Here is a 26,520-nt window from a genome sequence, read left to right on the forward strand (position 1 = left end):
TCTTCTCGCTTGCGGGTGCAGGACCGGCCCGAGCGCACGAGCAACACGAAATAGAGCCAGTCGCGCCAATGCTTCAGTTCCATATCAGCAACTCCGCTGGCGTGGGGTTGTAGGCGTTGCAAGGGTTGTTCAGCTGCGGGCAGTTGGAGATCAGAACGATCACGTCCATCTCCGCGCGCAGTTCCACGTATTTACCCGGTGCCGAAATACCGTCTTCGAAGCTAAGGCCGCCGTCGGACGTGACCGGCACGTTCATGAAGAAGTTGATGTTCGCGCCAATGTCCTGTTTCGACAGACGTCCGTCGTGCGCACAGGCTCGCAGGTAGTTGTCGCGGCAGCTATGCATGTAGCGTTTTTCCAGCGCATAACGCACCGTGTTGCTCTCCTGGGCGCACGCGCCGCCGAGCGTGTCGTGACGGCCGCAGGTGTCCGCGACAAGGGTGAGCATCGGATTGCCGAGGTTTGAATAGAGCACGGTTCCCGTGGTGAGATACAGGCTCTTCTGGCGCCGTAGCGTGCGTTGCGGATCGAAGCGTTCGCGAGGATCGGCAAGGCTGTAGAACAGCGTATCCACCGCTTGATTGCCCTCAAGATCCAGAATGCGCAGGGTCTGGCCGGCTTTCACTTCGTGAAGCCACGGTTCCCCGGCCGCGAGCGTTTCACGAAAGACCGCGTGTTCGGGAAGTTTGTCGCTGTGGTTAAGCGTTGTAGTCATGGTGTCAGGTCCGCTTAGAGAAAGAACCGGTCGGTGTTGATGAAACCGCGTACGTTTTCTTCACACGAGGTACGGCAGAATTCGGCGGCCTGTCTATCCGCCTGTGTGAGCGAAAGCTTGACCGGCTTGGGCGCATAGTCGGGATTCGGGTCGAGCGGATGCTGGATTGCAGTCAGCACGACAAGCGTGTTCATCGGGGCATAGAGTTCGACATAGTCGCCGGCCTTCGAATTGCCCGGGACGAAATTCAGCCCGCCTTCGCCCGTGACATCAACACGGCTGAAGAGATTCAGCGTCATCAGCAGGTCGGAGAGGGAGAGTCCCCATTTGCCGAGTTCAACCAGCAGGTTGTCCGTGCCATTGCGATAGAACGCGTTACGTAGTTCCTGATAGCGGCCCACGCCGTATTTGCTGTTCACCTCGTCGGCGTTGGAAACACCGCCTAGTGGGTCATGCCAGCCGCATGTGTCGGCGACCATGGCGGCGAGCACACGGCCCATGTCGGAGTACAGGCAGTGGCCGGCGGTCAGCTTCGCGGTGTGCTGGCACTTCAGCGTATCCGGGAGGTTCAGCCGTTCGCTTTTCTCGGCGGCGTTGACGAGCATGAGGCTGACGTTTGCCCCGCCACGCAAGTCGGTAAGACGCAGGCACTGACCGCGCTTCACGATCAGCGAAGCATGGCCGCCGCCTGGGACGGTTTCTTCCAGTAGCCAATCCATTTTGGGTTTCCTTTAAACCGGGATCACGTCCGCGCGCAGAGCGCCTTGCACGGCGGCTTGCGCCACGTGAAGGGACGACGCTGAATCGCGGCTGTGATCGAGTGGAATGTTGTAGGTGATACGCGCGCCATATGCCCCCGGCGCATGAGGATCGACGCGCACTTTGTCGAATACGAGCACGCGGCTGCCGAGCGTGAAGCCTTCTTTCAGATCGTGCGTGACCATGAAGATCGTCAGGTTCGATTCGCGCCAGAGACCAAGCAGCAGTTCGTGCATGTCCCGGCGGATACCGGGGTCGAGTGTGCCGAAAGGTTCGTCGAGCAGCAGCACGCGTGGTTTCATCACCAACGCTTGTGCGATTGCCAGGCGTTGCTGCATGCCACCCGAGAGTTGCTGCGGGTACTTGTCCAGCGCTGCGCCCAGGCCGACGCGTTCGAGCATGGCGACCGCTTCGTCCAGCGCCGCGCGGCGGCGCGCACCGAACAGCCTGCCGGTGAACTTTGCCTTTGGCAGTTCCAGTCCGAGCAGGACATTGCGAACCACGCTCAGATGTTCAAATACCGAGTAGCGCTGGAACACCACGCCGCGATGTTCATCGGGCTCGGCGGGCAAGGGCTGGCCGTCGAGCAGGATCTCGCCGCGTGTCGCCTTTTCCTGGCCCAGCAAGAGGCGGAGGAACGTGGACTTGCCGCAGCCGGAAGCCCCGACCATCGAACAGAATTCGCCTTCCGCAATGCTCAGGTTCAGCCGCTCCAGGACGACCTGGTCGCCGTATTTCTTCCATACGTTGCGTACTTCGATCATCGCGCACCTCCGCCGAACCACGGGAACATCCATTGCGTCAGGCGTCTTAGCGCTTCGTCCATCAGCCAGGCGAGCAGCGTGATCCACATCACGTACGGCAGGATCACATCCATCGCCAGATAGCGGCGCACCAGGAAGATGCGGTAGCCGAGACCGTCGGTTGATGCAATGGCTTCGGCCGCAATAAGAAACAGCCACGCGGAACAAAGCGACAGCCTCATTGCGACCAGAAGACGCGGCAGCAACTGTGGCAGGATCACGCGCAGGATCAGCGTCCAGCTTGTGGCCCCCAAGGTCTGGGCCTTCACCCACAGCTCGGCCGGAATCTCGCGGGTGCGTGACTGCAGGTCGCGAATGATCATCGGCGTGATGCCGATCACGATCAGGACGACCTTCGACAGTTCATCCAGTCCGAACACGATGAACAGGATAGGCAGCACCGCGAGCGGCGGGATCATTGAGAGCACCGTGATGAACGGCGAGAAGGTTGCACCCACCAGCGGCAGCGCGCCCGTTGCGATCCCCGCGATCAGCGCGATAGCTGCACTGACCGCGAGCCCGATGCCCAGCCGCCTGAGGCTCGACACCGTGTCGTCCCAGAGCAGGTATTCGCCGGTGCGCTTGTCTTCCGTGAACGCGACCTGCTTGATGGCGTCGCTCATTTGTCCGGCGCTTGGCAGCAGCTTGTCGTCGGGATTGACCTTGAGCCGCAGCGACGACCCGGTGAAATAGATCGCCACCAGCACGATGAACGGCAGCAACAGCAGCATGAGGCCGCCGCTTCGGCTGGGATGTCGATTGATGAGTCGCATGGCGCGCGCCTTGGTTGGAGAAATGCTTGGGCTTAGAGCTTGCCCGCAGCCGCCATGGCGACATACGACGGATCGAACCGCAGCTTGACGTTGCTCTTGCTGCCAATCACGACACCTTTGTCGAACGCCATGCCGACCGCATCCGCGCTTGGCGCACCCTGACCGAGCAGGCCGTGATCGAACGAGAATCTGGCGACCCGCGTCATGATCACCGGCAGGTTGGGGCTGCTGACAAAATCGAGTGCGGCTTGCGGCGTGTAGAAGAGGGCGGTGGTGGAGAGCTGCCCCTTGAAGCCCGCGAGATCGGTGCCGGAAGACTTGGCCATTGCCGTGAGCGCAGCCGTGCTGCCGGGGCTGTTCGCATGCATCAGCGCGACCATCTCGAACCACGCGCCGGTGAGTGCCTTGCCGAGCGCCGGGTTCTCCTGGAGCGTCTTCGTGTTGACGACCATCATGTCCATGATTTCGCCGGGGATCTTGCTGGAATCGAAGACTTCGGTGACGTTCGGCTGAGCCTTGAGGTCGGCGAGCATCGGGTTCCAGGTCACTGCCTGCTGGACTTCGGGCGTGGCGAACGCCGCCGAGATATCAGCGTCCGACGTGTTCACGACCTTGAGGTCACGCTCGGTCATGTGAGCGCTTTCAAGTGCGCGTGCGAGCAGGTAATGCGAGACGGAGAACTGGACCAGATTGATCTGCTGGCCCCTGAGGTCGGTGAGCTTCTTGCCCTTGCCCTTGATGAGCACACCGTCGTTGCCGTTCGAATAATCGCTGACGATCAGCGCGGTTGAATCAACGCCGCCGGACGCGGGAATGGTCAACGCGTCCATGTTGGTCATTGCGCAACCGTCGAACTTGCCCGCGGTGTATTGATTGATGGATTCGACGTAGTCGTTGAGCTGCACGACATCCACGTTGATGCCGTATTTCCTGGCCCATTTGGAAACGATGCCTTGGGTCTTGGCTTCGCCCCACGGCATCCAGCCTGCGTAGATAGTCCAGCAGACCTTGAAGTCCGTACGGCCGGCGGCGAATGAGGGGGTGGAGGCGAGGGTGACGAGAGAGACGGCGGCGATGCCGAAAAAGCGAACAAGCTTACGCATGAGTGTGACCTCAGAGGGGACGGTTAGCGGGCGGCCAGGAGCAGCGCGAATATCGCGTTCTCTCCCGGGCTTTTATCCCGCCGTGTAACCTCGCCTGAGGTCGACAACTCTCGGACCAGCACCCGCTCGACTAAGCCAAGCAGGCCGGAACCCTAGTCATCCATTTCCAGATTGTGTGCTTTGACCGGATGCTGCGCCGGCTCCTTGCATTTGTTCTTAAGCGATAAATGTGCCATCAGCCTGAGCTCTTGTTTCTTAAAGAGCCGGTTCGAAACAAGTGCTCAAGTTTGGGCCTTGGCGCACCGCGTTAAAGCACTCGGCGCACAGTGCTCGTGCATGCGTTGCACCGTCCATGCAGCTCGCTAGCCACCTCCCTCAAGCCGGGGTATTCCCCAATCAACCGTGTTAACCCCAGGCTATTGAAGCCCGCTGTGAATGTCCTTATGATCGGTGCAACGATTTAGTAAAACGTTACACTACAATCAACGTGGCTTGATACGGGCATACCATGGCTACGATTCATGACGTCGCGGCGCTCGCGGGGGTATCGACCAGTTCGGTGTCGAACGTGCTTAACGGACGCACCGAGAAGCTGAGCGCCGCCACTTATTCGCGCGTGGAGGAGGCGATCCGCAAGCTCGCATTTCGTCCCAATCGCGCGGCACGCCAGTTGAAGACCGGGCATACGCCCATGCTCGGGCTGCTCGTGCCTTCCACCGCGAACCCGATGTACGGTCAACTCGCGCTGAACGTGGAGGCCGCGGCGCAGTCGCGATTCAACTACCGGCTGCTGCTCGGCAACACGCACCGGGACAAACAACAGGAAGCGCGCATGTTCGAAGACCTGCTTTCGTTCGGGGTGCGCGCGGTGATCATTGTGTCGTCACTCAATGACGAGCGTCATCTCGAAGAAGCCGTCGCTCGTGGCCTGGCTGTGGTCAGCTACGACCGCAGCGCGAACGACGGCAGCCATTCGCTGGTCGACCACGTATCGGCCGACAATTACCAGGCCGGTTATCTTGCGGCCGACCACCTCATCGCGCATGGCCACCGGCGGCTTGCGTTCCTCGTACCCGGCGGCAAGACGCTTAGCCGCGGCGAGAAGATCGACGGCTTCCGCGAACGCGTGTTACGCGAAGGGCCGCGCTATAGCGCAAGCGTGGTCGAAGGCCGTGTGTCGGAGGCGTTCGGCGATTCAGAACTGCCCGACCTGGGCTTTGCGATGGCAAGCCAGGTTGCCGCGATGCGTCCGATGCCCACGGGCATTGTGACCGTCAACGACATGCTCGCGATCGGCTTGATGTCCGGGCTGCAGCAACTGACTCTGCGTGTACCCAACGATATATCCGTCGTCGGCATGGACGGCTTGTCGGTCGCCGCGTTCACCAATCCGGGTTTGACATCGATCGCGATGCCATTGACGGAGATGGCCGGCACCATGGTTGAACGTGCCATCGCCCGCTCGACGCAGCCTGATTTGCCGGCTGCCGATTTTCTTTTTCAACCTACGTTAATCGCGCGTCAGTCGGTTGGAAAACCGCCTCGCGCCAAAAAGGCGACCTCATCGACATGACGAAGATTTATTTGACCCACTCGCCCGATGCGCTCAAGAACTACTACGGAGACCGGGCGCTTCAAGAACTGCGGGCGCTCGGTGACGTGAAGCTCAATCCGTTTGACCGGCCGTTGTCACTGGACGAATTTGTTCGTGAAGCACAGGGGCAGGATATTGTCGTGGCAAGTCGCGATTCAGCAGCTCCCGCCGCGCTCTTCGAGCAGTTGCCCGAGCTGGTCGCGTTCTGCCGCGTGGCGGTGGATATCCGCAATATCGACGTCGGTGCCGCAAGCCGTCACGGCGTCCTCGTGACACGCGCGACGCCGGGTTTCGACACGTCGGTCGCGGAGTGGATCGTGGGCGTGATGATCGACCTGAGCCGCGGCATTAGCGCGGCTGCCGCGGCGTACTGGCAGCAACGCGCGCCTGTCATTGCAATGGGACGCGAATTGCGCGGCTCGGTGCTGGGCGTTGTCGGCTATGGGTTTATCGGCCAGCGGCTTGCAGAGCTTGGCATCGCGCTGGGCATGCAGGTGGTGGTGAACGATCCGCTGATCGAGATCACGCAGCCGGGAGTTGAACAGGCTTCATTCGACGATGTACTGAAGCGGGGCGACTACGTTGTCTGTCTTGCACCGGCCACGCCGGAGACAGCCGACTTGTTCAATAGCGCAGCGTTTGCTCGCATGCGCTCGCAGGCATTCTTCATCAATGCGTCGCGAGGCGAACTGGTTGACGATCAAGCACTGCTTCATGCGCTCGATGCCGGTGTGATCGCCGGCGCGGCGGTTGATGTGGGGCGAGCCGCCGACCAGATGCCGAGCCCGGCGCTGGCAGCCCATCCGAAACTTGTCGCGAGTCCGCACGTGGGAGGGCTTACACCGCCCGCCATCGAGCATCAGGCGATGGACACGGTGCGGCAGGTTCGGGCGCTGCTCAACGGTGTCATACCTGAGCATGCGGTCAACGCGGAATGCGCTGCGCGACTGACGCGTTTGCCGGCTTTTTCCGGCGTTTTGCAAGGAGAGCGTCCGTGAGCGACACGTCCCTGAACATGCTTGAGGGTGCGTGCGATTGCCACGTTCACATCTATGAACTCGAACGTTTTCCTCTCGCCAGTACCTCGACTTACGGACCGCCGCAGGCGTCGTGGAGCGACTACACGGCAGTCCAACGGCAACTCGGCCTTACACGCGCGATCCTCGTGCAGCCGACGGGTTACGGTTATGACAACCACTGTCTGCTGGATGCATTGAAACAGGCCGGCGGGGCAGCTCGCGGGATTGTGGTGATCGGGCCCGACACGCCCGTCAGCGAGTTGCAGGCCATGCATGAAGCAGGGGTAAGAGGCGTGCGTTTCATGATGATTCCCGGCAGTGGCGGCGTGCTTGCATGGGGCGACCTTGAAGCCGTTGCCAGCCGCATTGCGGAATTTGGCTGGGTGATAAACCTTCAACTCGATGGCCGCGATTTAACGCAGTATGAGGCGCGTTTGCGCGAGCTGCCGTGCTTGCTTACTATCGATCATATTGGCAAGTTCCTGGAACCGGTCGCCACCGGCCACCCCGGTTTCCGGAGCCTGCTTGGCCTGCTCGATGCAGGTCGGACCTGGGTGAAAGTATCGGCTCCGTACGAGACCTCGAAGCTCGGACCGCCCCATTACGACGATGTCAGCAAGCTCGCCAGCGTACTGACCGGCTCATACCCGCAGCGTTGCCTGTGGGCCAGCAACTGGCCGCATCCGGGCCGCAAGCCCGTGCCCAATGATGCAGAGATGCTCGCGCTGCTATCGTACTGGGCTCCGGACAGTGCTGTGCGGCGGAAGATCCTCGTCGACAATCCGGGGCGGTTGTACGGTTTCGATGCGTGAGCCGGTGCAACTGCGACCGTTACTGCGATTTCTTTTCGATGCGCATGGCGCGCGGTGAGTCCGTCATTACCGCGTCTATACCGAGAGCGGAGGCGGCTGCGTACGCATCGGCCGAGTCGACGCCGAATGCGACGATCTTCACGTCCCCGTTGGTCTTGAAGCATTTGACGGCAGCGGGGGTCCACCACTTCGCATCCACCTTGGATACCCCGGTCCCCAACGTGAAGCGCTCGATCACTTCAACCTGACGATGCAGCTCGATCCCCACCCAGCTTCCGGCGGGAGGCGGGTTGTCGCAGGTCCCGCCGAGCGATAGATCGACCAGGCGATTGCGAGTCGCATCGCGCGTCTCGAACACCTGTGCCTGGCGGTGCGTTTTCATCAACTCGATTGCTTCGGCGTCAGTGGAGTACAAGCGCACGCGCGACCACGCGTTCGCGCTGTCCAGAACCTGAGCGACCGCTTCGACCAACGGCGCCGCGGGCGTTTGCTTCATGTCGAGCATGATCGGTACATTCCGCGGCACCGCGTCCAGTGCTTCACGCAATGTAGGAATGCGCAGCGGGTTGGCGCGATACGGGTAGCTGAGTTGACCCGAGGCGTCCTTGCGGCTGAACGAATAACCCGCGTTGAGCTTGCGAAGGTCGCTGAGCGTGATCTCGTCCAGGCGGCCCTGTCCGTCAGTCAGCGAACCCAGGTCAGCCGGGCGATAGAGAACGGGGACTCCATCCTTCGTTACCTGGACAGTCATCCAGAGCGCGTCGGCGCCATTCTCGAGCGCGGTGCTGAACGCTTGTAGCGTGTTCTCCGGCGTATCCCCGGTGCCACCCCGATGCGCGATGATAAACGGCGCGGCAAGCGCGGGCGTCAGCGGGAGCGCGGTGACGATCGCCAGTGCCAGCGCAGCGACGCGCAAGCATGCAGACCGTGGGACCGGTGTTTTTCCCGTCGGCGTAACCGTGGCATTGATTTTTTGCTTCATTAATATGTTATCCGAAATGAATAAAAATGAGTCTATCTTCGGAATTATTTATTATATTGAGCTGGCGCAAAAAACTGTGGAAGGATTCATCGATTATTGAAAGGTGTTCAAGAGAATTGGGCGCAACTATAGTCAGCACAGGTGACATTCGAATGACGATTCAGGGCATTCAAATGAACAGTCAAAAACGCTATCGGGAGAACGATGGACCATTTGAGACGAACGAGCAGGGCAATGAGACGGTGTCGTAAAGGGGCACGCAACAATTCCATTTACACTCGGGCTATAGCCGGCGACTGCTGCAATAGTCGTGCTCGGGCGGCATTCAGAACGTGATCGGCACGGGACATTGCTGGATAATGGTTTGCGCGCCACCGTTTCGATCCGCTCCATCCACCCTTTAAAACGCCGGACAGCATCAAATGAACGTCGGTCCTTTTTCGCTCCCCGTGCCACCGCTGATTTTCTTTATCAGCATAATGGTCTCGTTGTTTGCCGGTTGGCTCTTTCGCAGGAACAGGGCGAATGTGGATGGCGCGGTTTTCGGCAGTGTGCTCACGGGGCTGGTCGTGGCTCGTCTGTCATTCGTCCTGCGCTACCTGCCCGCTTACAAAGACGATTGGGTGAAGATGCTTGATTTCCGGGATCAGGGGTTCGACCTGGTCCCCGGCCTTGTAGCAGGAGGATGCGTGGCCGGCTGGTTTTTCCTGCGCCGCCGTTCAATGCGCATACCTTTGCTGGCTGCCGTGGTAGCAGGTGCAGTGGTCTGGAGTTCGGCCACAGTGGTGGTTAGTTTGTCGAGGCAGCCGGCGAATGTACCGGTTGTTTCGCTGTTGAATATCGATGGCGTTCGCCAGTCCCTTGCTAAAGGCGACGGACGGCCAACCGTGGTGAACCTCTGGGCGACGTGGTGTCCTCCGTGCCAGGCGGAAATGCCGGTGCTGGCGGAGGCTCAGGCGGGTACGCCTGATCTTCATATTGTGTTCGTGAACCAGGGTGAGACACGCGATGTAGTAAGCAGCTATCTGAATTCACATGATCTTCACATCAAGAACGCATTGCTGGATCCTGGTCTTGCCGTGGCAAGAGCGGTGTCGGCTACGGCTTATCCCACCACGCTCTTTTATGATGCACAAGGCCGCTTGCTATCGGCCCACCTGGGGCAGTTTTCACGAGCTTCGTTTGCTCAGGCGATTGAGCAGTTCTATCCGGACATCGCGTTAAACACCGGCCAGTGATTTCCATGGACGCGTGCTTTTCACCCGGTTCCAGCGCGACGGACCATTGGGAATCGTATGAACGGATAGCATGACGAACGTCTTTTTTTCTGCCGCTGACTGCGTGACACCCACCATGACCGCACAAACTGATACAGCCGCAGCATTCCCTTCATCGGTCGTTACGCTGCAAAGCAAATACGACTTCGAGGCGACCGTTTCCCGGCTTAAGGCAGCGCTGGCTGCGCATGGCGTAACGCTCTTCGCCGATATTGACCAGAGCGCAGCCGCTACGAAGGCCGGTACGAGCTTGAGGCCCACGCGGCTCCTTCTGTTTGGCAATCCGAAAGCGGGTACGCCGGTGATGGAAGCCAACCCGCACGCAGCGCTTGAGTTGCCGCTGAAGGCGGTTGTGTGGGAAGACAGCGGAAGCGCGGTATGGGTGGATTACCAGGACGTGACAGCAACGCTTGCGTTGGACTACAAGGTAGACGCGAATCAGATTGCTCCACTGAAGCTGATGCCGACGTTGCTAAGCGGAGCCCTGGCTTAGCGGCATGCAGCGTGACACGAATGCGCATTCGAAAAATGGCTTTCGTCTTACCGTGCAGAGACGGGATTTTGTCCGGCACGGTAACATTGTCGGCTGAATCCAAACCTCACGCTCACCTCCTAAGACTCGACCCATGACAATGTCATTAGCCCTCGACCCCAACTTTTGCGATCTGCTGACGGATAGCCACCTTCGGGTGGTTGGTGTGCCGTTGCTCGATCCGGAAGTCTTGCGTGCCGATGCCGCACGATGGTTATACGAAGACGCGCCATTTTGCGTAGTCGCGCACAACACGGATGCCGACCCCCGGTTTGTCTACGCAAACCGGGCAGCCCAGCAATGTTTCGAATACACGTGGGACGAAATGACGGCACTGCGTTCCCGGTTGTCCGCGGAACATCCGAATCGTGAGGAACGCGATGGTTTGCTCGAGTCGGTGCGCACCAAAGGCTATGCAAGCGGATACCGCGGCCTTCGTATCGCCAAGTCGGGAAGACGCTTCTGGATCGAGAACGTGACGGTCTGGAACCTGATCAATCGCGAAGGAACCTATTGCGGGCAGGCCGCGACTTATCGGCAGTGGCAGGATGTTTAAGCGATAGCGCGTCGGGTCCAATCTCACAGAGGTAGCTATGGACCGTCCCGTCATCCGTAGCGACCGTTGTAGCCGTAGCATCATGATCACCGCTTAGTCCGCACCTTGACCGCTAACACATCGCGGATACGAATATGCATATCTGCTTTTGTTAAGACGGAGAATGACTGGCAGCCGTTAAGATGCGCTAACGATTATCGGGCGAACTTTCATGGCTAGCGCACCCATTCTTACCGACGGCGGTGGACGTCTCCCACCGTTACAGACCCTGGCGTATTTCGATGCAGCCGCCCGTCATCTGAATTTCACTTCGGCGGCGCGTGAACTCGGCACATCGCAACCGGCGGTGAGCCATCGGATCAGTGCGCTTGAAGCAGACCTTGGCATGCCGCTTTTCAAGCGCTTGCACCGAGGCGTTGAACTGACGGAGGAGGGAGCCAACCTGTTCGAAGCCGTGTTCGAGAGCCTGGACAGCATCCGCTCCCGGGTGTCTGACATACGGTCACGTCGCCGGCGCCGCACCTTGACCCTTGCAACCGATTTCGGCTTTGCGTCGTACTGGCTGTTGCCCCGGCTTGCCGAACTGCGCAGCCTGATGCCGGAGTTCGACGTTCGCATTACGTCGTCGCAACAGGACTTCGACGCCATGCGCGATCACGCAGACCTCGCTATCACGTTCGGCTCCGGCCGGTGGTCGGGCTGCACGGTTCAGAGATTGTTTGCGGAGACGGTCGTGCCGGTCTGCGCTCCTTCCTTGCTTAAGAACACGGAGGATCAACTCAGCCGCCGGGATCTTGCCGCACAGCGTTTCCTGCATCTGGAGAGTGCTGTTCCCGCGAGGTGGCTTACGTGGGCGGACTGGTTCAACGAGCACGACTTCACCCCCGCGCCCGATAGCCGGCACTTCACATTCAATAGTTACTCCAATGTGATCGAGGCGACGGTAGCGGGACAAGGTGTTGCCCTCGGATGGATTCCGTTAATCGACCCGCTTATCAAGAATGGCAGTCTGGCAATAGCAAGCAATCGGACCATGACAACGAGCGGTGGTTATTACCTGCTCGTGCCTCCGACGGACCGGTTCGGTGAGGCAAGGGATCAATTGGTCCGATGGTTGCTCGCCGAGTGCGGGAAAGACGGGCAACATCAGGCCCGCTGGGTGGAGATTGCAAGCAAACGGTATAGAAACCCCGTCGCCACGCTTGATCCAGCCTGAGGACCTGACCTTGGCATCTGCGCGCTTCCCGCGGATTCAGCCAACAACCGCCGGGTTTGCTTCAAGCATAAGCATAACGTTCATCTCTGCTCGTCCGATCTTTGAGCGCTGGCGCGCTCAGAAGATCCAAGCCATGCGGACCCCCTCCCGATAGCCGCAATAAAGGCATATTGCCACCCAGGCACGCTGCCTACGGGAACATCAAGGCCGTGGTGGTTGTGTCGCATCTGCAGAATCCACTGGGCAGCGTGATGCCCAATGAACGGAAGGCCAGCCTCGTCCGGCTTTGCGCGGCATAAGGTTGCGGTGATCGAGGACGAGCCGTATAGGGAACTGCTTGATGACGCTGACCGGAACGAACCTCTGAAAGCATGGGACCGCGATGGCGGTGTGATTCATTGCGCGTCGTTGAATAAGGTGCTGGCGCCTGGTTTGAGGCTAGGGTGGGTGGCGTAGTGCTTTGGGTGGAGCTGCCGGCCGATACGGATTCGGGCCGGCTGTTCGAAGAGGCGCTGACACAGGGCATTCGCATTGCGCCCGGGACCATCTTCTCCAATTCTCAGCGCTTCGCTTCGTTCATTCGTTTGAGCTGTCCGCAGCCATTCGATCAAACCGTGGACGGTGCATTGCAGCGGCTTGGAAGACTGGTTAGCGACATTGGCGCTTGATCAAAATGGCGGCTGCTTCTTTAAGCCCCGCTTAGCAGAAGTCTTTCTCCGGGCTTTCACAATTCAAGTCACGAGCTTATACGTCGCGCGTGATGTGTTTTACCGGCGAGCAAGCGCAACGAGGCATACGACAGTCGCCCGCTATTTCTGCGCTGTCTGGAGAATGCTGTTGACTTGTGAATTAGCCGCTGCCTAAAATTCGTTCATTGTCATAGATCGGGCTAATGCCTTGGACACTTGTAGTCGTCGACCTCTGGATTGTTTAGCTGCCTCACCGGCAGGACTCCGCGCTTGAATTCCCAGCCGCCGTCTTGCCATCAGGCAGACGGTGCGCGTCGCAGTACTTTTCCCGTGCACCCCTTAGCGCCAATCGGCCGCAGCGTTTGCTTGGCGTCCGAACGGAGCCTTGCCGCGAGCCCATACTTGCGGCTGCTTTTGCTTTGCACTTGCCCCTGTTGAGGAACCGTCGCGGCATGATTCACGCATGAGCCATGCCGGAGGCAGCACCCGTCTCACAGGGTAGTTTGCCTGCGGTCATCGGACTGTCACACGCAGACAATACGGTGGGCCGCGCCGGCATTGCGCCGGTGCGGCCATTGAGAGTGCTTGAGCGGTCTTCGCCCAGGCAATGCACGCGAACACTACAATTCAAAGAATCGCTTTATGATCTACGAGTACATTCTTCCCATGATCGCGGCTTTGTCGTGCGGCATTGCTATCGGTCTGGAGAGACAGTTGCGGCAGCGAACGGCTGGCCTGCGCACCATTACGCTGGTGACCAGCGGCGCTTGCTTGTTTGTGATCCTTGGCGCCATGACCGGGAACGGAACCACGACCGTGACGCAGATTGCGTCGTATGTGGTGTCCGGCGTGGGCTTCCTGGGTGGCGGCGTCATCATGCGCGAGCAGGGCGCAATCCAGGGTATCAATACGGCAGCCACCCTGTGGTGCTCAGCGGCCGTTGGCGTTCTCTGCGGGGCGTCGCACTATGGGCCCGCCATTGCGGGAACCCTGGTGATCCTCTTCACCAACACCGTGCTGCGCGAGATAGGGCGCACGATCAATACCACGCCGGTGTCTTCCGCCGACCTCGTGCGCAAATACGTGCTGAAAGTAGTCTGCCGCGCTGAGGACGAGGTGAATATTCGGGCGATGATCACCAACTCCATGGTGTCGGCGCCGCTGTCGTTTCAGGGGCTGAGCAGCACGGACCTCGACGGCGACTCGGGGCGCGTGGAAGTGATCGCAACGCTCGAAACGCATCCGAAATATCAATCAAAGGTTGAGGCCGTTGCGAGCAGGCTCAGCATGGACAAGGGCGTATCAAGCGTTAGCTGGGCTGCGCTCGATACCGTGCCTGTGCCCGACTGACAGTGCGTCACAGCCTATCGGCATGAGCGCGTGCCGGCACGCGTGGGGTATGGCATGGGTTTTGAAAGGATGCATCGGTAGTATCCGGGACAGCGACGCTTCTGCGTACTTGCGCTGACACGGTATGCAGGTTCGATCCTGCCATGTGTGTGATGAGCGGGTGGGCGCATCTTCAGGCATCGCTTCACCCATTCAAAGGTCGCAAATGAGTACTTATGTGTTGTTGGCTTGCGGGTTCGGAGCTGGACTTGCGATTGCCCTCTGGGGAATATTCGACACCCTGAAGTATTCCCGGCGCCAATCGCAATAGCACGATGATCACGCCCATTCCACGGGCGATAAATCCAGGCGGTAAACTCCCGCGGCGCAGGCGTTCATCCTGACGTTTGCGCGGATGTGAGCCCCTGCCATCCACCGCCAAGCGCCTTCAATAACAACACGCTTGCGTCGAGCCTGCGTGCATCGATCTGGTCGGCGGTGCGCTCGTTGGTCAACGCAATGGTCTGGGCGGTCACTACATCGAGATAGCTCACCGCACCCGCCCGAAACCGGTTGGTCGTCAGTGTCAACGCAAGCCCGGCAGCGGACGTTGCGCGTTGCTGGCTGGCGGCCTCGCTCTGAAGCGACTGCAGCGCCGACAGATTGTCCTCGACCTGTTGAAACGCGACGAGCACGGTCTGCCTGTAATCGGCGACCGCTCCGTCGTATTGCGAGTGGGCGCTCTTCAGCGTGGCATCGCGCCGGCCGCCGTCGAACAAGGTGCCCACCAGTTGCGGACCGATGGACCAGAAGAGGCTGGGGGCGGTCAGCCACGGAGCAAAAAACGTGCTTTCGAGTCCGGCACTTGCTGACAGGGCGAGATCGGGAAAGAATGCGGCATGCGCCTCGCCAATTTGCGCATTGGCTGCAAATACGCGTCGTTCGGCAGCGGCAATATCAGGCCGGCGTTCGAGAAGCTGTGAGGGCAAGCTGGGAGGAATAGATGGCACAACGAAGGATTGCGGTTTGGCCGCAATGGAGAACGTCGATGCCGGCTCGCCGATCAACGTAGCGATCGCGTGCTGAAGCTGCGCACGCTGGACATCGATGTCCGTGTCCTGTGTCCGCGTACTTTCCAGTTGGGTCGAGGCCAGCGCGACCGCCGAGGCGTCGATTGCGCCATTCTTCAGTTGCTGCTCCAGGATGCGCAATGCATCGGCATAGGCATTGACGGTGTCGTCGAGGAGTTTCTTCTGCGTATCGAGCGAACGCAGGTTGAAGTAATCGACGGCCAGGTCGCTCGTCATCGAGAGGCGCACCGCTTCAAGATCGGCCTCGCTCGCAGCAGCATTCGCCTGCGCGTTGACGGTTGCGTCTTTCACGCGGCCAAACAGGTCGGGCTCCCACGAAGCGCTCAAGCCGGCCGAATAATCGGGGACGGTCTTGCCCGCAAGCGAATGGCCCTCCACGTTCTGCGAGGTACGGAACCGGCTCACGGACGTGCCCGCGGTCACGGTCGGGAAGAAGCCGGCGCGCTGATAGTCGACGAGCGCGCGTGCCTGCTGCAATTGCGCGACCGCTTTCTTCACCGTCTGGTTCGATACATCAATCCGGCTTTCGAGCTCGTTCAACGCCGGGTCGCCGAAGACGGTCCACCATGGGCCACGTGGCTGGGTATCGGCAGGCGCGGCGAGCGCCCAACCCGCGGCGCCGGCATAGTGCGCCGGAACGGAGACGGCCGGCTTCTGGTAAGCCGGCATGGTGGAGCAAGCGCCGAGCGCGACGGCCAGGCAGGCGACCAGGGTCTTGCGGGCGAGGGCGGAGGGTGACGTAAACATGGACGCGATCCTCAGGAAGCGGACGAAGCGATCTGCACCGGCTCGCCAGGGCTGATGGCGTCGCCCGGATTGTCGATGACGCGGTCGGTGGCCGTGAGCCCGGTCGTGATTTCCATGTGGGTGCCGAAATCACGTCCAACGGTCACGGTCTTGAGCGCGGTTTTACCTGCACTGTCGACCACCGCGACGGTCACGCCATTGGGTCTGAACAGGAGCGCGCTCACCGGCAGGTCGAGTGCCGGGCTGGCATTCTGCAGTTCCAGATGTACCTGCGCGTAGGCGCCGGGCAGCAGCGCGCCGTCGTGGTTGTCGACATCGACTTCCACGTGCATCGTGCGGCTGACCGGATCGATCGCGCCGGCGCTGCGCGCGACTTTCGCGGCGAAACTCCTGCCGGGATATTGCTGCACGCTCAGATAGACCTCGGTGCCCGGCGTGACGTAGGGCGCATCGTTTTGCGGCACATCGACGAACACTCGCAACGTGTCTGTCTGCTCCACATGAAAGAGTTCACCGGGCATGGAGGCCAGCCCCGGCGAGCCGCCCGCCGTGACCAGCGCACCCACGTCCACGTTGCGAGCGGTCACCACGCCGTCGAAGGGCGCGCTCACCTTCTCGTACGACACAAGCTCGGACAGGCGTTGCACATTGGCCTGCGCGGACTGCAGCATGGCGCGTTTCGCCTCCATGTCGCTGACCTTCGTGTCGGTGTCCTGTTGCGAGACCGACTGCGTCTTCAGCATGTCCTGCCAGCGTTGTGCGCTGACTCGGGCGTAGTCGAAGTTGGCTTGCGCCGTTGCAGCGTCGGCGCGAGCCTGGCTAAGCTGCGCATCGAGTTCAGGTGTCTGGATGATGGCCAGCGTTTGCCCTGCCTTCACCCGGGCGCCAATGTCGGCGTACCAGTGTTCGAGGTAACCGCTTGTGCGGGCGTAGATCGAGGCATCGGCGTAGGGCATCACCGAGCCGGGCAGCAGGAGTTCCTGGACCGCAGGGGCGCTGCGCGGCTTGATGACCGAGACACTGAGCGCATGCTGCGCGGCGGCTTGCGAGGTCAGCGCGGTGCTGGCCTGCAGTCTCGGAACAATGCCAATCACAAGCAACGCTGCAGCGATAGCGCCGAATGCCAGCGGCATCATGAAGCGTCGTCGTGTGGAAGGCTTGGTGGTCGTCTCGTCGGCCAACGCCGGTTGTTCGTGCATGTCGTTGTGATGGTTCATGGTCTGGGCTCGTTTAAAGGCAGTCACTGAACGGACGGAGCGGCTTGGTGCACCGCTTTACTCAAGCGGCGCTTTTCGATCCACGCGTGGACCATGCCGAATACGACCGGGACGAAAAGAAGGGTGGAGACCGTGCCTATCGCCAGGCCGCCGATCACGGCACGCCCAAGCGGCGCATTCTGTTCGCCGCCGTCGCCCAGGCCGAGCGCCATGGGCAACATGCCGATCAGCATGGCGAGCGCAGTCATCAGCACGGGCCGGAAGCGGTTGAAACCGGCTTCAAGGGCAGCGGTCAGCGGCGCCGCGCCGCCTTGCAGCATCTCGCGCGCCGTGTTGATGACAAGAATGCTGTTGGCCGTTGCAATGCCGATGCACAGGATCGTGCCGGTGAGCGCGGGGACGCTGAGCGTGGTGTGCGTGGCGAAGAGCATCCACGCGATACCCGCCAGCGACGCGGGCAAGCCGCTGATGATGATCAGCGGGTCGATCCACGACTGGAAGTTCACGACCATCAGCAGGTAGACCAGCGCAATGGCGAATACGAGTCCCAGTCCCAGGCCGCTGAACGATTCGTTCATCGACTGAACCTGGCCGCGGATGACGATCGACGAGCCGGCGGGCAACTGTGCCTGTGCCTGGTCGACGAGCCGGGTCACGTCCGACGCTACGCCGCCCAGGTCGCGCCCTTGTGCTGAAGCGAAGATATCGAGCACGGGCTGTACGTTGTAGTGCGAGACCACGGCTTGCTGCGTGCCGCGTGACATCGTGCCCAATGAACCCAGCAGGCCTTGTGGCGACGGTGAGGCTGCGTCCTTCGTCAGCGGCACGTTCGCCAGTGTCTGCAGCGAATGAATGTCGTATTGCGGTACTTCAGTCATCAACGGATAACTCACGCCGTTCTTCGGATCGAGCCAGAAGTTCGGCGTGGTTTGCGAACTGCCCGACAGCGCGATCAGCAGGTTCTGCGCGACATCGCGTTGCGTGAGGCCGGCTTGCATCGCCTTGGTCCGGTCCACGTTGACGTTGATCGCGGGCTCGTCGCCGGGCTGCTGAATGCGGGCATCGACCAGACCACGCACGGTCCTCAGCTTTGCCAGCAAGTTGTTCGCCACCACGCGGTTCTGGGCGAGCTTGTTGCCGACGATCTGGATGTCGATCGGCGCGGGGAGACCGAAATTCAGGATCTGGCTGACGATATCCGCCGGGAGGAACGCGAACGTGGTGCCGGGGAACGACGCGGTCAATACGTTGCGCAATTTCGCCACGTAGTCCGCCGTGGGTGCGTGTCCTTTCTTCAACGTGATCATGATGTCCGCGTCAGCCGATCCGACTGGCGCCGACGAGTCATAGGTCAGGTTGATGCCGCTTACCGGCACGCCGATATTGTCGAGCAACGCGGCCTCGTCCGACTTCGGAATGACGGTGCGGATTTTCGCTTCGACTTCGTCTACGAGACGCGCGGTCTGCTCGATCCGGGTCCCGGTGGGGGCGCGCATGTGCAGGCGGATTTCACCGGTATCGACAGCCGGGAAAAAGTCGCGGCCTGTGAAGGGCACGAGCGCTAGTGACCCTAGGCAGAGCAGCATGAACACCAGCAGGAACCGGCGGCGGTTTTCAATGGCGCGGCCGAGCGTCGCCTTGTAGCCGTGGCGCAATTTTTCGAAACGACGTTCGAAGCCGGCCTGGAACCGTATCAGGAAAGCGAACGGTCCGCGCGCGGGACTGCCGTCTTTCGAAGGCATTTTCATCAGGTACATGGCGAGGGTCGGAATCAGCGTGCGCGAGAAGAAGTAGGACGCGCACATCGCAAACACAACCGCCTCGGCCAGGGGCACAAATAAATAGCGGGCTACTCCCGAGAGCAGGAACATCGGCACGAACACAATGCAGATGGAGAGCGTTGAAACGAAGGTCGGGACCGCGATCTCGCCCGATCCGTTGAGAATGGCGTCGTGCAGCGGCTCACCCTGTTCCAGATGGTGCGTGATGTTCTCGATAGCAACCGTCGCGTCGTCGACCAGGATCCCGACCGCCAGCGCCAGCCCTCCGAGGGTCATGATGTTGATGGTTTGCCCGAGCGCGGACAACGCGATCAGCGAGGTCAGCACCGAGAGCGGGATGGTGACGGCAATGATCAGGGTCGCACGCCAGCTGCCGAGGAACAGCAGGATCATCAGCGCAGTCAGGCATGCCGCGATCAGCGCTTCCCGCACGACGCCGGTCACCGCCGACTTCACGAATACCGACTGATCGGAAAGCGGCGTGATGTGCAGCGCCTTCGGCAATCCTGCCGCGATCTTCGGCAGCATGGACTTGATCTGCGAGATGATTGTCAGCGTCGACGTGCTGCCGGTCTTTTCCACCGTAAGCAGCGCGGCGCGCTTGCCGTCGCTGCGCACGATATTGGTCTGCGGCGCATACCCGTCACGCACCTGCGCAACGTCCCGTACGTACACCACGCCACCTTTGACGGTCTTGATCGGCAGGTTGTTGAGCGCCGCGACGCTGTCCGTGCTGCCGTTCATCTGCACGTTGTATTCGCGTGCCCCGATCTTGGCCGTGCCGCCCGGCAGGATCAGGTTCTGCGCATTGACGGCATTGACCACGTCGCTTGGCGACAAGCCTTTGGCCTGCAGCGCACGCGGATCGATGTCGATCATGATCTGGCGGATCTTGCCGCCGAATGGCAGCGGGACGGCGGCGCCCTGCACCGTCGCAAGCTGTGTGCGAATAAAGCTGTTGCCCAGGTCGTAGAGCGTTTGCTCAGGCAGCGTATTGCTCGACAACCCCAGCTGCAGGATAGGGACGGTCGACGCGTTGTACGTAATGATGTTCGGCGGCAACGTGCCCGGCGGCAGCACGCGCAGAATTGACTCGGAATTCGAGCCGGCTTCGGCGATGGCGCGGTTGATGTCCGCGCCGGGATGAAAGAAGATCTTGATGACCGAGACGCCGTTCAGCGACTGCGATTCAATATGTTCGATGTCGTCAACATCCGAAGTCAGTGCACGTTCATAGTTCGACGTGATCCGGTTCGCCATGTCTTCCGCGGAGAACCCGTTAAACGACCAGACAATGCTGACCACCGGGATATTGATATTCGGAAAAATATCCGTAGGCGTACGCATGATGGCGAGCGGTCCGATCACAAACAGCAGGATCGCGAGCACAATGAAGGTATAGGGCCTGCGTAGGGCCAGTCTGACAATCCACATGGGTATTCCCGGAAGATTAAGCAGCGTGTGAAAGGCGGAGACTTCGTAACGTGCGGCCAGTGTGACGAACCGGCCTTTACCCGGTTCTGACCGCAAGATTACAAAGCTGTTATCTCCGAAAGCCGGGATTCACAACATGACGATCTTGTCATCTGGGCGTCAGCTTTGAGTCAGGACCTGCCGCGCAAAATGAAGTCGCTTACCGTTGCTTACCGGACGGTGAAGCATCGGCTTCATTCATTGAGGGTGAAGCCACTTTTCAAAGAGGCGACTCATCATGAAAGCACTGATCTGCACAACACTTGCGCTTGTCCTGGCTGCACCCGCCATGTCGTTCGCCCAACAATCCACGAACGAGCCTGTCACGCGTGCCCAGGTGCGGGCGGACCTCGTCCAGCTCGAGAACGCGGGATGGCGTCCAAGCTCGCAGGACGCTTATTATCCGAGTGACATTCAGGCTGCTGAAGCACGCGTGCATGCCGGAGACACCGCCACCGGTTTCGGCGGAGTGACGGAGAACGGAACGTCAATGTCGCAGCCGTCGACAAGCGGAACCACGGTGGCCCCGGCTGGTCAGTAATTCGGACGGTGGTGCAGGGCGCACTGGCGAGCGCGGTTCATGCGATGCCGCAGTATTTTCGCGGGCGGCCTGGTTAGCCGTGGTCTGCCTGACGTGTGATTTTCCCGGATCTTTAGCCGGATCGCTTGGTGCCGCTTAGCGGGCATTGCTGCGAATGAAAGAAGTGGTGGCCGCTGACAGAAACAACGGCGTAGATGACGGTACTGAGCGGCTAAGCACCGGACCAACCAACGTCCGGCGCTTAGCCGCTGCACAAACCTGGCTCCAACTCAGCCTATCAACAACGCATCAGGTGCGCTGGCCTTGCTCGCAAATTTCGCCATTGGCTTCCGCTTGCAATGCACGCACGCGCGCCGGCAGGAAGGGGTGAATCAGCAGTTGGTAAGCACCGCCGCCAATCACGCCGCCTATCAACGGGGCCGCCACCGGAATCCACCAGTAGTTGTCCGGCGAAGGCAGCGCGGATGAACCCCAGCCTGAAAAATACGCAAACAGACGCGGGCCAAGATCACGAGCCGGATTCATTGCCCAGGCTTCCAGATAGCCCATTGACGACCCGAGGATTGCCACCAGGAACCCGATCATGAGCGCACCCGCATTTGCCTGGGGCGCCATTTCGTTGAATTGCTCGGTAATCGCGAAAATCCCGAACAGAAGGAACGCGGTCAGGATGACTTCATCGGAGAATGCATGCATGGGGCTGATGGCCAGGCCCGGATGCGTAAAGAACACGCCCGCTGCGCCGCCGTCCGCCCGCGACAGGTGATGAATCGCGTTGTAATGGTCGATCACCGGCCCGAACAGCGCATAAACAATGACGGCGCCCAATATGCCGCCAATGAGTTGCGCTGCCCAGTAGGGCAACACTTTCTTCCACGAGAAACCGCGGAATAGCGCAAGGGCCAGTGTCACTGCGGGGTTGGCATGGGTGCCCGAAATGGAGCCTGTGACATAGATGGCCAGCGTCACGGCCAGGCCCCACGACATGCAGACACCCCAGTAAGCATTCACATACGGGCTGGGATCGTACAGCACGTACATGCACGCCACCGAATCTCCAAACGCGATGATGATAAGAACGGCGAGAGCCTCTGAGATGAGTTCGCCGACAAATTGCCTGCTGGTAGGTTTTGCAATAGTTGATGACATTAGGAATCCTTAAAAGAGGAGCTGCGCGGCGGCAGAAGACACCCGGATAGACGCGACCGCCGAGGCACACGCTGAACTCAGGTTCGACCTGATGTTCAGGTGGCACTCTGAATGGCGCTCAGGTGGCGTCGGCCCACGCCTTGGCGGCATTGACCGCACGTTGCCAGCCGTGCATCTGGCGCTTGACCTCGTCGGCCGCAATATCCGGCGAGAAACGACGGTCCAGCTTCCATTGGCTTTGCAGTTCATTCACGTCTTTCCAGTAACCGACTGCCAGCCCGGCCAGATACGCCGCGCCCAGTGCAGTGGTTTCGCTGATCTGCGGACGCACCACGTCCACGCCCAGCATGTCGGCCTGGAATTGCATCAGCAGGTTGTTGGCGACCGCGCCGCCGTCCACGCGCAATTCGCCAATGCAGATGCCGGAGTCAGCTTCCATGGCCTTCAGTACATCGATTGATTGAAAAGCGATGCTTTCCAGTGCCGCCCGTGCGATATGGGCGGAGGTCGTGCCACGCGTCACGCCGAACAGCGTGCCGCGTGCACGTGCATTCCAGTGCGGCGCACCCAGGCCCGCAAAGGCGGGCACCATATACACGCCATCGCTATGCGGCACGCTGCGTGCGAGCGCTTCAATTTCATTCGCACTCTTGATGACGCCAAGCCCGTCGCGGATCCATTGCACGACAGCGCCGCCGATAAAGATGCTGCCTTCCAGCGCATAGTTGACCTGGTCTCCGATCTGCCATGCAATGGTGGTGACCAGGTTGTTGCGCGATTCGATCGGTTTGTCGCCCGTGTTCATCACAAGGAAACAACCGGTTCCGTAGGTGTTTTTCACCATGCCGGACTTCGTGCACATCTGGCCGAAGAGGGCGGCGTGCTGGTCGCCTGCAATACCGGCAAGCGGAATCTTGGAGGCGAAGACGGTGGTCTTGGTCGGGCCGTACACCTCCGACGAGGCACGCACTTCAGGCAGCATGCTGCGCGGAATGTCGAGCGCGTCGAGCAGTTCGTCGTCCCATTTGAGGGTGTGGATATTGAAGAGCATGGTGCGTGACGCGTTGGTGACGTCGGTGATATGCAGGCCGTGCTTCGTGAAGTTCCACACCAGCCAGCTATCGACCGTACCGAACGCAAGGCGTCCTTGTTTGGCTTTCTCGCGCGCCCCTTCCACGTTGTCGAGGATCCAGCGGATCTTGGTCGCGGAAAAGTAGGAGTCGATAGGCAGGCCCGTCTTGGCACGAACCTTTTCTTCCAGCCCCTGCGCCTTCAACTGGTCGCAGAAGTCGGCGGTACGGCGGTCTTGCCAGACAATGGCGTTATAGATTGGCTGACCGGTTTCGCGGTCCCACACAATGGTGGTTTCGCGCTGGTTGGTGATGCCGATGGCGGCGATCGATGCACCGTTCAGACCCGCGCGGGTGACCGCTTCGGCGGCGACGCCGGCCTGGGTCGACCAGATCTCCTGCGGGTCGTGCTCGACCCAGCCCGGTTGCGGATAGATCTGGCCAAATTCCTTCTGTGCCACGGACACTACGTTACCTTGGCGATCGAACACCATTGCGCGTGAACTCGTCGTGCCCTGGTCGAGCGCGAGGATATATTGCTCCTGCATTGTGTCTTCTCCACTGGTTTTTTAAATGGATCGCCGCTTCTTGCATGATGCCTCGCGGCGTTGCTGACTTCTTGTTTTGACTGCGGTTTCGGTGAGACGGGCGCGTCCGCGAAAATTACGTTTTGATTGCGATGTTAAATCCGGTTAACCGTTTGATGCAGTTAGGGTAAAGGCCGCCAAAAGGGCGGGATGAAGGCGCGGTTCATCGAATTCGCCCTGTTCGTAAAAGAACACCGGCATGCGAGACCCGCGAGAAACGCACATCATGCCGGCTTGGCCAATACGCGCGCTATTGCCGGAAAATCAGCCATTGCGCGTTGATCTGGGTCATTCGCTCGTGTCAATTAAGAAAATCTATCGAACCGATAATGTTCGAATTCGAATGCTAGTGAACAAAATCGAAAATGTAAAGGCACTTTTGTGACGGGTAGCCGCGTGTGCGGGACACCGCTTCGGAGTTAGTGGAAAACCTCGAAACAGTGTCGGTAAGAATCTTTGAAAGTTCGAAAGGGAACGGACACATCAGGCAATAACGTCCGCAATAGGGGTGACTCTGCAAGCGGAGGTTTGGACGTGCCGACGGCCCCGGTTCGATGGACATGCAAGCCGAGTGCCGGCTTGCATGTCTGCTATCGAATCGCGATTGTTTGGAGGGGGCTTCAGGGCATCTGGCAATCCGGCAACAATTTGCCGGTGCAGGTAGAGTAAAACTCCGCGACGAGGAAGTTCGTTGCGGCTGATGCAACATCGAAAGAACAGAGGCCAACCATGCGGGTCCCCAGGCAGGTCAGTAAGCTTATTCGAGTTGTCGCCGTGGTCGCGCTTGCGCCCTTCGGGTGTTTGTCGACATCTGCACATGCAAGCGCGGTAGAAGAACAGCTCAATTGCAAATCGACGGGCCATGTGTTTATCAGCGCGCTGATGCAGAGCGGTGAGATACAGCAGAAGCCCATGCACGTCGAGAAGAATTCAATCAACGCGTTCCGGCCCGCCCGGGGCGTGAAGCTGACGGCGTTCGATCTCCCGGTCTTTGTGGTGCTCGGCTACGAGAAGGATGATCCGCTCTTCAAGCCGGGCAAGGGCGATCCTGTTGCCGACTGGGCCTACGGCGTAGTGGTGACAGGCACGTCCGACGACGTCAGGGACCGCCTGCATCAAATAGGCAGCGACGCTATTGTTCACGAAGTCACGCCAGTGATGACGGCGATTCTTTGTCAGGCCCATTGATCTCATAGGACCGCATCGTGAGGGTGGCATTGCGGGCCTGGGCAACGCGTTTGCCGCTCAATGCCATGCGGGTTTCCTATTCTGCCGCTGCTGGCAGTTGCACGTTTTCGGTGCGCAGCGTGAGGCGGGCGATGGCAAACGCCAGCAACGCGGAGAGTGCGATTGCAACCATCATCGGCTTGGGCGCGCCATCGGCGAACAGGCCGGACACGGCCATCACCGCAGCGCCGATCACGAACTGCAATGCACCCATCAGCGCCGAAGCCGTACCGGCAATTGCCCCATGACTTTCAAGCGACAACACTGCGGCAGTCGGCAATACCAGCCCCAGGAAGCCATAGCCGACAAACAGGAAGACCATCATCAGCGCGAGGCTGTCGGCGCCCGCCAGAAACAGCATGGCTACGATGCTCATTGCAATCGCGAAACCGGTAACCGCCACGCGAATGACGCGCGGCAGGCCGTACCGGGCAGTGAGGCGTGCAGTCAACTGGCTGAAGCCGAAAAACGCCGCCGCGTTAAGCGCGAAGCACAAGCTGAACAGGGTGGGCGACAAGCCATAGTGGTTGATGATCACGAATGAGGCGCTTGCCAGGTAGATAAAAAACGACGAGACGCCGAACGCGCCGACAAACGTGAGACCAAGGAACATCGGATCACTAAGTAACTTTCGATATCCCGCGAACGCACTTGCCCACGAGCTACCGGCGCGATGATGGATTTCCCGCGTCTCTTTCAATTGCGTAGCCGCAAGCACGAGCGCAAGTCCGCCCGCCACGGTCAGTGCCCAGAAGACGCCGCGCCAGCCGAACGCCGCAATGATGAAACTGCCGGTCAGCGGCGCCAGGAGCGGAGACACACTCACGACGAGCATAAGCAGCGACATGAGGCGGGTGGCGTCGTGACCGGTGTAAAGGTCCCGCACGATGGCGCGCGGAACGACCATGCCGGCACACGCACCCAACGCCTGGAGCACACGAAAACCGATCAGCACATGCACGTCCGGCGCAAAGGCGCAGCCCACGCTGCCGATGGTGAAAATCGCGAGGCCGACGTAGATCGGCATCTTGCGGCCGAAGATATCCGAGAGCGGCCCGTACACGAGCTGGCAGACTCCGAGCGTGATGAAAAACACCATGAGGCTCATCTGCACCTCGGCCGGGGTGGCGTGCAGCGCCCCGCCAATGGACGGCAGCGCGGGCAGGTACATGTCGATGGCGAACGGGCCCACCGCGGTGATCAGGCCCAGCACAATGGCAAGTTGAAGAAAGCGTCGTGTCATCATTTGTCGGTAGTAAAGAGTGGCGGCATGGTAGTCGAAACCTGCCGGGTCAGGTGCGCGCTGTGCGGTATTGCGCGCGAGTGAAAATGGGGGCGCGATGCGGTGCGTCCATTGGCGCATTGCCCGATCGCGGCCCTACAGCCATGACGAACGACGTCTTGATAAATCGACATTGCCCATCCTGACTATTTCGATATCCATCAGGACGCCCGTCGCAGCGTGAGGTTTCTACACT

22 protein-coding genes, 1 pseudogene and 1 riboswitch are annotated in these 26,520 nt (G+C 60.2%); of the genes and pseudogenes, 11 read left to right on the plus strand and 12 right to left on the minus strand.

Going from position 1 to position 26,520, the window contains the following annotated elements; translation table 11 throughout:
- Positions 1-73: 73 nt before the first annotated feature.
- Genes AWB69_RS23685 through AWB69_RS23705 form a run of 5 tightly spaced genes read right to left on the minus strand, consistent with a single transcriptional unit; the run spans position 74 to position 4,153 of the window.
- A complete protein-coding gene (locus AWB69_RS23685; RefSeq protein ID WP_062089264.1) occupies positions 74-715 on the minus strand; it encodes an urea amidolyase associated protein UAAP2 in 642 nt (213 codons plus the stop codon).
- Positions 716-729: 14 nt separating this feature from the next.
- Positions 730-1,434, minus strand: a complete 705-nt coding sequence (locus AWB69_RS23690; RefSeq protein WP_062089265.1) for an urea amidolyase associated protein UAAP1 — start codon at positions 1,432-1,434, stop codon at positions 730-732.
- Between the two features lie 12 nt (positions 1,435-1,446).
- A complete protein-coding gene (locus AWB69_RS23695) occupies positions 1,447-2,238 on the minus strand; it encodes an ABC transporter ATP-binding protein (RefSeq protein ID WP_062089266.1) in 792 nt (263 codons plus the stop codon).
- Entirely contained in the window at positions 2,235-3,050 is an 816-nt protein-coding gene (locus AWB69_RS23700) for an ABC transporter permease (protein ID WP_062089267.1), read from the minus strand. Before AWB69_RS23700 ends, AWB69_RS23695 begins: the two co-directional genes overlap by 4 nt.
- Before the next feature lie 32 nt (positions 3,051-3,082).
- Complete coding sequence (locus AWB69_RS23705; RefSeq protein ID WP_062089268.1) at positions 3,083-4,153, minus strand: putative urea ABC transporter substrate-binding protein; 1,071 nt, start codon at positions 4,151-4,153, stop codon at positions 3,083-3,085.
- 59 nt (positions 4,154-4,212) lie between these two features.
- A riboswitch (guanidine-I (ykkC/yxkD leader) is annotated at positions 4,213-4,320 on the minus strand.
- Between the two features lie 341 nt (positions 4,321-4,661).
- Here AWB69_RS23705 and AWB69_RS23710 point away from each other — a divergent pair.
- From AWB69_RS23710 to AWB69_RS23720, 3 genes are read left to right on the plus strand one after another with little or no spacing between them, the layout of a single operon-like run.
- Positions 4,662-5,726, plus strand: coding sequence for a LacI family DNA-binding transcriptional regulator (locus AWB69_RS23710; protein ID WP_062089269.1), 1,065 nt, complete (start codon positions 4,662-4,664; stop codon positions 5,724-5,726).
- Entirely contained in the window at positions 5,723-6,745 is a 1,023-nt protein-coding gene (locus AWB69_RS23715) for an NAD(P)-dependent oxidoreductase (protein ID WP_062089270.1), read from the plus strand. The genes AWB69_RS23710 and AWB69_RS23715 overlap by 4 nt, the downstream gene beginning before the upstream one ends.
- Before the next feature lie 17 nt (positions 6,746-6,762).
- Complete coding sequence (locus AWB69_RS23720) at positions 6,763-7,578, plus strand: amidohydrolase family protein (protein WP_062089322.1); 816 nt, start codon at positions 6,763-6,765, stop codon at positions 7,576-7,578.
- A gap of 19 nt (positions 7,579-7,597) precedes the next feature.
- On the opposite strand, the gene AWB69_RS23725 is transcribed toward AWB69_RS23720, so the two are convergent.
- Positions 7,598-8,548 carry a glycerophosphodiester phosphodiesterase family protein gene (locus AWB69_RS23725; protein ID WP_407923055.1) on the minus strand — a complete coding sequence of 317 codons (951 nt, stop codon included), beginning with the start codon at positions 8,546-8,548 and terminating at the stop codon, positions 7,598-7,600.
- A gap of 434 nt (positions 8,549-8,982) precedes the next feature.
- Here AWB69_RS23725 and AWB69_RS23735 point away from each other — a divergent pair, with 434 nt between their 5' ends.
- The 6 genes and pseudogenes from AWB69_RS23735 (at position 8,983) to AWB69_RS23765 (ending at position 14,180) form a co-directional block, all read left to right on the plus strand.
- A complete protein-coding gene (locus AWB69_RS23735; RefSeq protein ID WP_062089272.1) occupies positions 8,983-9,798 on the plus strand; it encodes a TlpA disulfide reductase family protein in 816 nt (271 codons plus the stop codon).
- Positions 9,799-9,913: 115 nt separating this feature from the next.
- Positions 9,914-10,330, plus strand: a complete 417-nt coding sequence (locus tag AWB69_RS23740; protein WP_062089324.1) for a DUF302 domain-containing protein — start codon at positions 9,914-9,916, stop codon at positions 10,328-10,330.
- A gap of 133 nt (positions 10,331-10,463) precedes the next feature.
- Complete coding sequence (locus tag AWB69_RS23745) at positions 10,464-10,925, plus strand: MEKHLA domain-containing protein (protein WP_062089273.1); 462 nt, start codon at positions 10,464-10,466, stop codon at positions 10,923-10,925.
- Positions 10,926-11,136: 211 nt separating this feature from the next.
- A complete protein-coding gene (locus tag AWB69_RS23750; RefSeq protein ID WP_063977887.1) occupies positions 11,137-12,141 on the plus strand; it encodes a choline sulfate utilization transcriptional regulator in 1,005 nt (334 codons plus the stop codon).
- 188 nt (positions 12,142-12,329) lie between these two features.
- A pseudogene (locus tag AWB69_RS49540) lies at positions 12,330-12,809 on the plus strand (aminotransferase class I/II-fold pyridoxal phosphate-dependent enzyme); the annotation flags it as partial.
- A gap of 663 nt (positions 12,810-13,472) precedes the next feature.
- On the plus strand, positions 13,473-14,180 hold the full coding sequence (locus AWB69_RS23765; protein WP_062089276.1) for an MgtC/SapB family protein: 708 nt from the start codon (positions 13,473-13,475) through the stop codon (positions 14,178-14,180).
- 374 nt (positions 14,181-14,554) lie between these two features.
- Here the strand turns inward: AWB69_RS23765 and AWB69_RS23770 are convergent, their stop codons facing one another.
- The 3 genes from AWB69_RS23770 to AWB69_RS23780 are packed head-to-tail and all read right to left on the minus strand — an operon-like array spanning position 14,555 to position 20,429.
- Positions 14,555-15,997, minus strand: coding sequence for an efflux transporter outer membrane subunit (locus AWB69_RS23770; RefSeq protein ID WP_062089277.1), 1,443 nt, complete (start codon positions 15,995-15,997; stop codon positions 14,555-14,557).
- An 11-nt stretch (positions 15,998-16,008) separates the two neighbouring features.
- On the minus strand, positions 16,009-17,196 hold the full coding sequence (locus tag AWB69_RS23775; protein WP_062089325.1) for an efflux RND transporter periplasmic adaptor subunit: 1,188 nt from the start codon (positions 17,194-17,196) through the stop codon (positions 16,009-16,011).
- 41 nt (positions 17,197-17,237) lie between these two features.
- On the minus strand, positions 17,238-20,429 hold the full coding sequence (locus tag AWB69_RS23780) for an efflux RND transporter permease subunit (protein ID WP_062089278.1): 3,192 nt from the start codon (positions 20,427-20,429) through the stop codon (positions 17,238-17,240).
- 277 nt (positions 20,430-20,706) lie between these two features.
- Between AWB69_RS23780 and AWB69_RS23785 the strand changes: the two genes are divergently transcribed.
- Entirely contained in the window at positions 20,707-21,009 is a 303-nt protein-coding gene (locus AWB69_RS23785) for a DUF4148 domain-containing protein (protein WP_062089279.1), read from the plus strand.
- A gap of 288 nt (positions 21,010-21,297) precedes the next feature.
- Here the strand turns inward: AWB69_RS23785 and AWB69_RS23790 are convergent, their stop codons facing one another.
- Positions 21,298-22,158, minus strand: coding sequence for an MIP/aquaporin family protein (locus AWB69_RS23790; protein ID WP_062089280.1), 861 nt, complete (start codon positions 22,156-22,158; stop codon positions 21,298-21,300).
- Positions 22,159-22,276: 118 nt separating this feature from the next.
- Positions 22,277-23,776, minus strand: a complete 1,500-nt coding sequence (gene glpK, locus AWB69_RS23795) for a glycerol kinase GlpK (protein WP_062089281.1) — start codon at positions 23,774-23,776, stop codon at positions 22,277-22,279.
- 768 nt (positions 23,777-24,544) lie between these two features.
- Here glpK and AWB69_RS23800 point away from each other — a divergent pair.
- Complete coding sequence (locus AWB69_RS23800) at positions 24,545-25,003, plus strand: hypothetical protein (protein ID WP_231937212.1); 459 nt, start codon at positions 24,545-24,547, stop codon at positions 25,001-25,003.
- Positions 25,004-25,079: 76 nt separating this feature from the next.
- Here AWB69_RS23800 and AWB69_RS23805 read toward each other — a convergent pair whose 3' ends face one another.
- Positions 25,080-26,285, minus strand: coding sequence for a multidrug effflux MFS transporter (locus tag AWB69_RS23805; protein ID WP_062089327.1), 1,206 nt, complete (start codon positions 26,283-26,285; stop codon positions 25,080-25,082).
- Between the last annotated feature and the right edge of the window lie 235 nt (positions 26,286-26,520).

This window comes from Caballeronia udeis (assembly GCF_001544555.2).
GTDB lineage: Bacteria > Pseudomonadota > Gammaproteobacteria > Burkholderiales > Burkholderiaceae > Caballeronia > Caballeronia udeis.

Coding starts and splice junctions, on each gene's coding strand:
- AWB69_RS23685 (WP_062089264.1), bottom strand. CDS start 715: ATGACTACAACGCTTAACCACAGCGACAAACTTCCCGAACACGCGGTC.
- AWB69_RS23690 (WP_062089265.1), bottom strand. CDS start 1,434: ATGGATTGGCTACTGGAAGAAACCGTCCCAGGCGGCGGCCATGCTTCG.
- AWB69_RS23695 (WP_062089266.1), bottom strand. CDS start 2,238: ATGATCGAAGTACGCAACGTATGGAAGAAATACGGCGACCAGGTCGTC.
- AWB69_RS23700 (WP_062089267.1), bottom strand. CDS start 3,050: ATGCGACTCATCAATCGACATCCCAGCCGAAGCGGCGGCCTCATGCTG.
- AWB69_RS23705 (WP_062089268.1), bottom strand. CDS start 4,153: ATGCGTAAGCTTGTTCGCTTTTTCGGCATCGCCGCCGTCTCTCTCGTC.
- AWB69_RS23710 (WP_062089269.1), top strand. CDS start 4,662: ATGGCTACGATTCATGACGTCGCGGCGCTCGCGGGGGTATCGACCAGT.
- AWB69_RS23715 (WP_062089270.1), top strand. CDS start 5,723: ATGACGAAGATTTATTTGACCCACTCGCCCGATGCGCTCAAGAACTAC.
- AWB69_RS23720 (WP_062089322.1), top strand. CDS start 6,763: ATGCTTGAGGGTGCGTGCGATTGCCACGTTCACATCTATGAACTCGAA.
- AWB69_RS23735 (WP_062089272.1), top strand. CDS start 8,983: ATGAACGTCGGTCCTTTTTCGCTCCCCGTGCCACCGCTGATTTTCTTT.
- AWB69_RS23740 (WP_062089324.1), top strand. CDS start 9,914: ATGACCGCACAAACTGATACAGCCGCAGCATTCCCTTCATCGGTCGTT.
- AWB69_RS23745 (WP_062089273.1), top strand. CDS start 10,464: ATGACAATGTCATTAGCCCTCGACCCCAACTTTTGCGATCTGCTGACG.
- AWB69_RS23750 (WP_063977887.1), top strand. CDS start 11,137: ATGGCTAGCGCACCCATTCTTACCGACGGCGGTGGACGTCTCCCACCG.
- AWB69_RS23765 (WP_062089276.1), top strand. CDS start 13,473: ATGATCTACGAGTACATTCTTCCCATGATCGCGGCTTTGTCGTGCGGC.
- AWB69_RS23770 (WP_062089277.1), bottom strand. CDS start 15,997: ATGTTTACGTCACCCTCCGCCCTCGCCCGCAAGACCCTGGTCGCCTGC.
- AWB69_RS23775 (WP_062089325.1), bottom strand. CDS start 17,196: ATGCACGAACAACCGGCGTTGGCCGACGAGACGACCACCAAGCCTTCC.
- AWB69_RS23780 (WP_062089278.1), bottom strand. CDS start 20,429: ATGTGGATTGTCAGACTGGCCCTACGCAGGCCCTATACCTTCATTGTG.
- AWB69_RS23785 (WP_062089279.1), top strand. CDS start 20,707: ATGAAAGCACTGATCTGCACAACACTTGCGCTTGTCCTGGCTGCACCC.
- AWB69_RS23790 (WP_062089280.1), bottom strand. CDS start 22,158: ATGTCATCAACTATTGCAAAACCTACCAGCAGGCAATTTGTCGGCGAA.
- glpK (WP_062089281.1), bottom strand. CDS start 23,776: ATGCAGGAGCAATATATCCTCGCGCTCGACCAGGGCACGACGAGTTCA.
- AWB69_RS23800 (WP_231937212.1), top strand. CDS start 24,545: ATGCGGGTCCCCAGGCAGGTCAGTAAGCTTATTCGAGTTGTCGCCGTG.
- AWB69_RS23805 (WP_062089327.1), bottom strand. CDS start 26,285: ATGACACGACGCTTTCTTCAACTTGCCATTGTGCTGGGCCTGATCACC.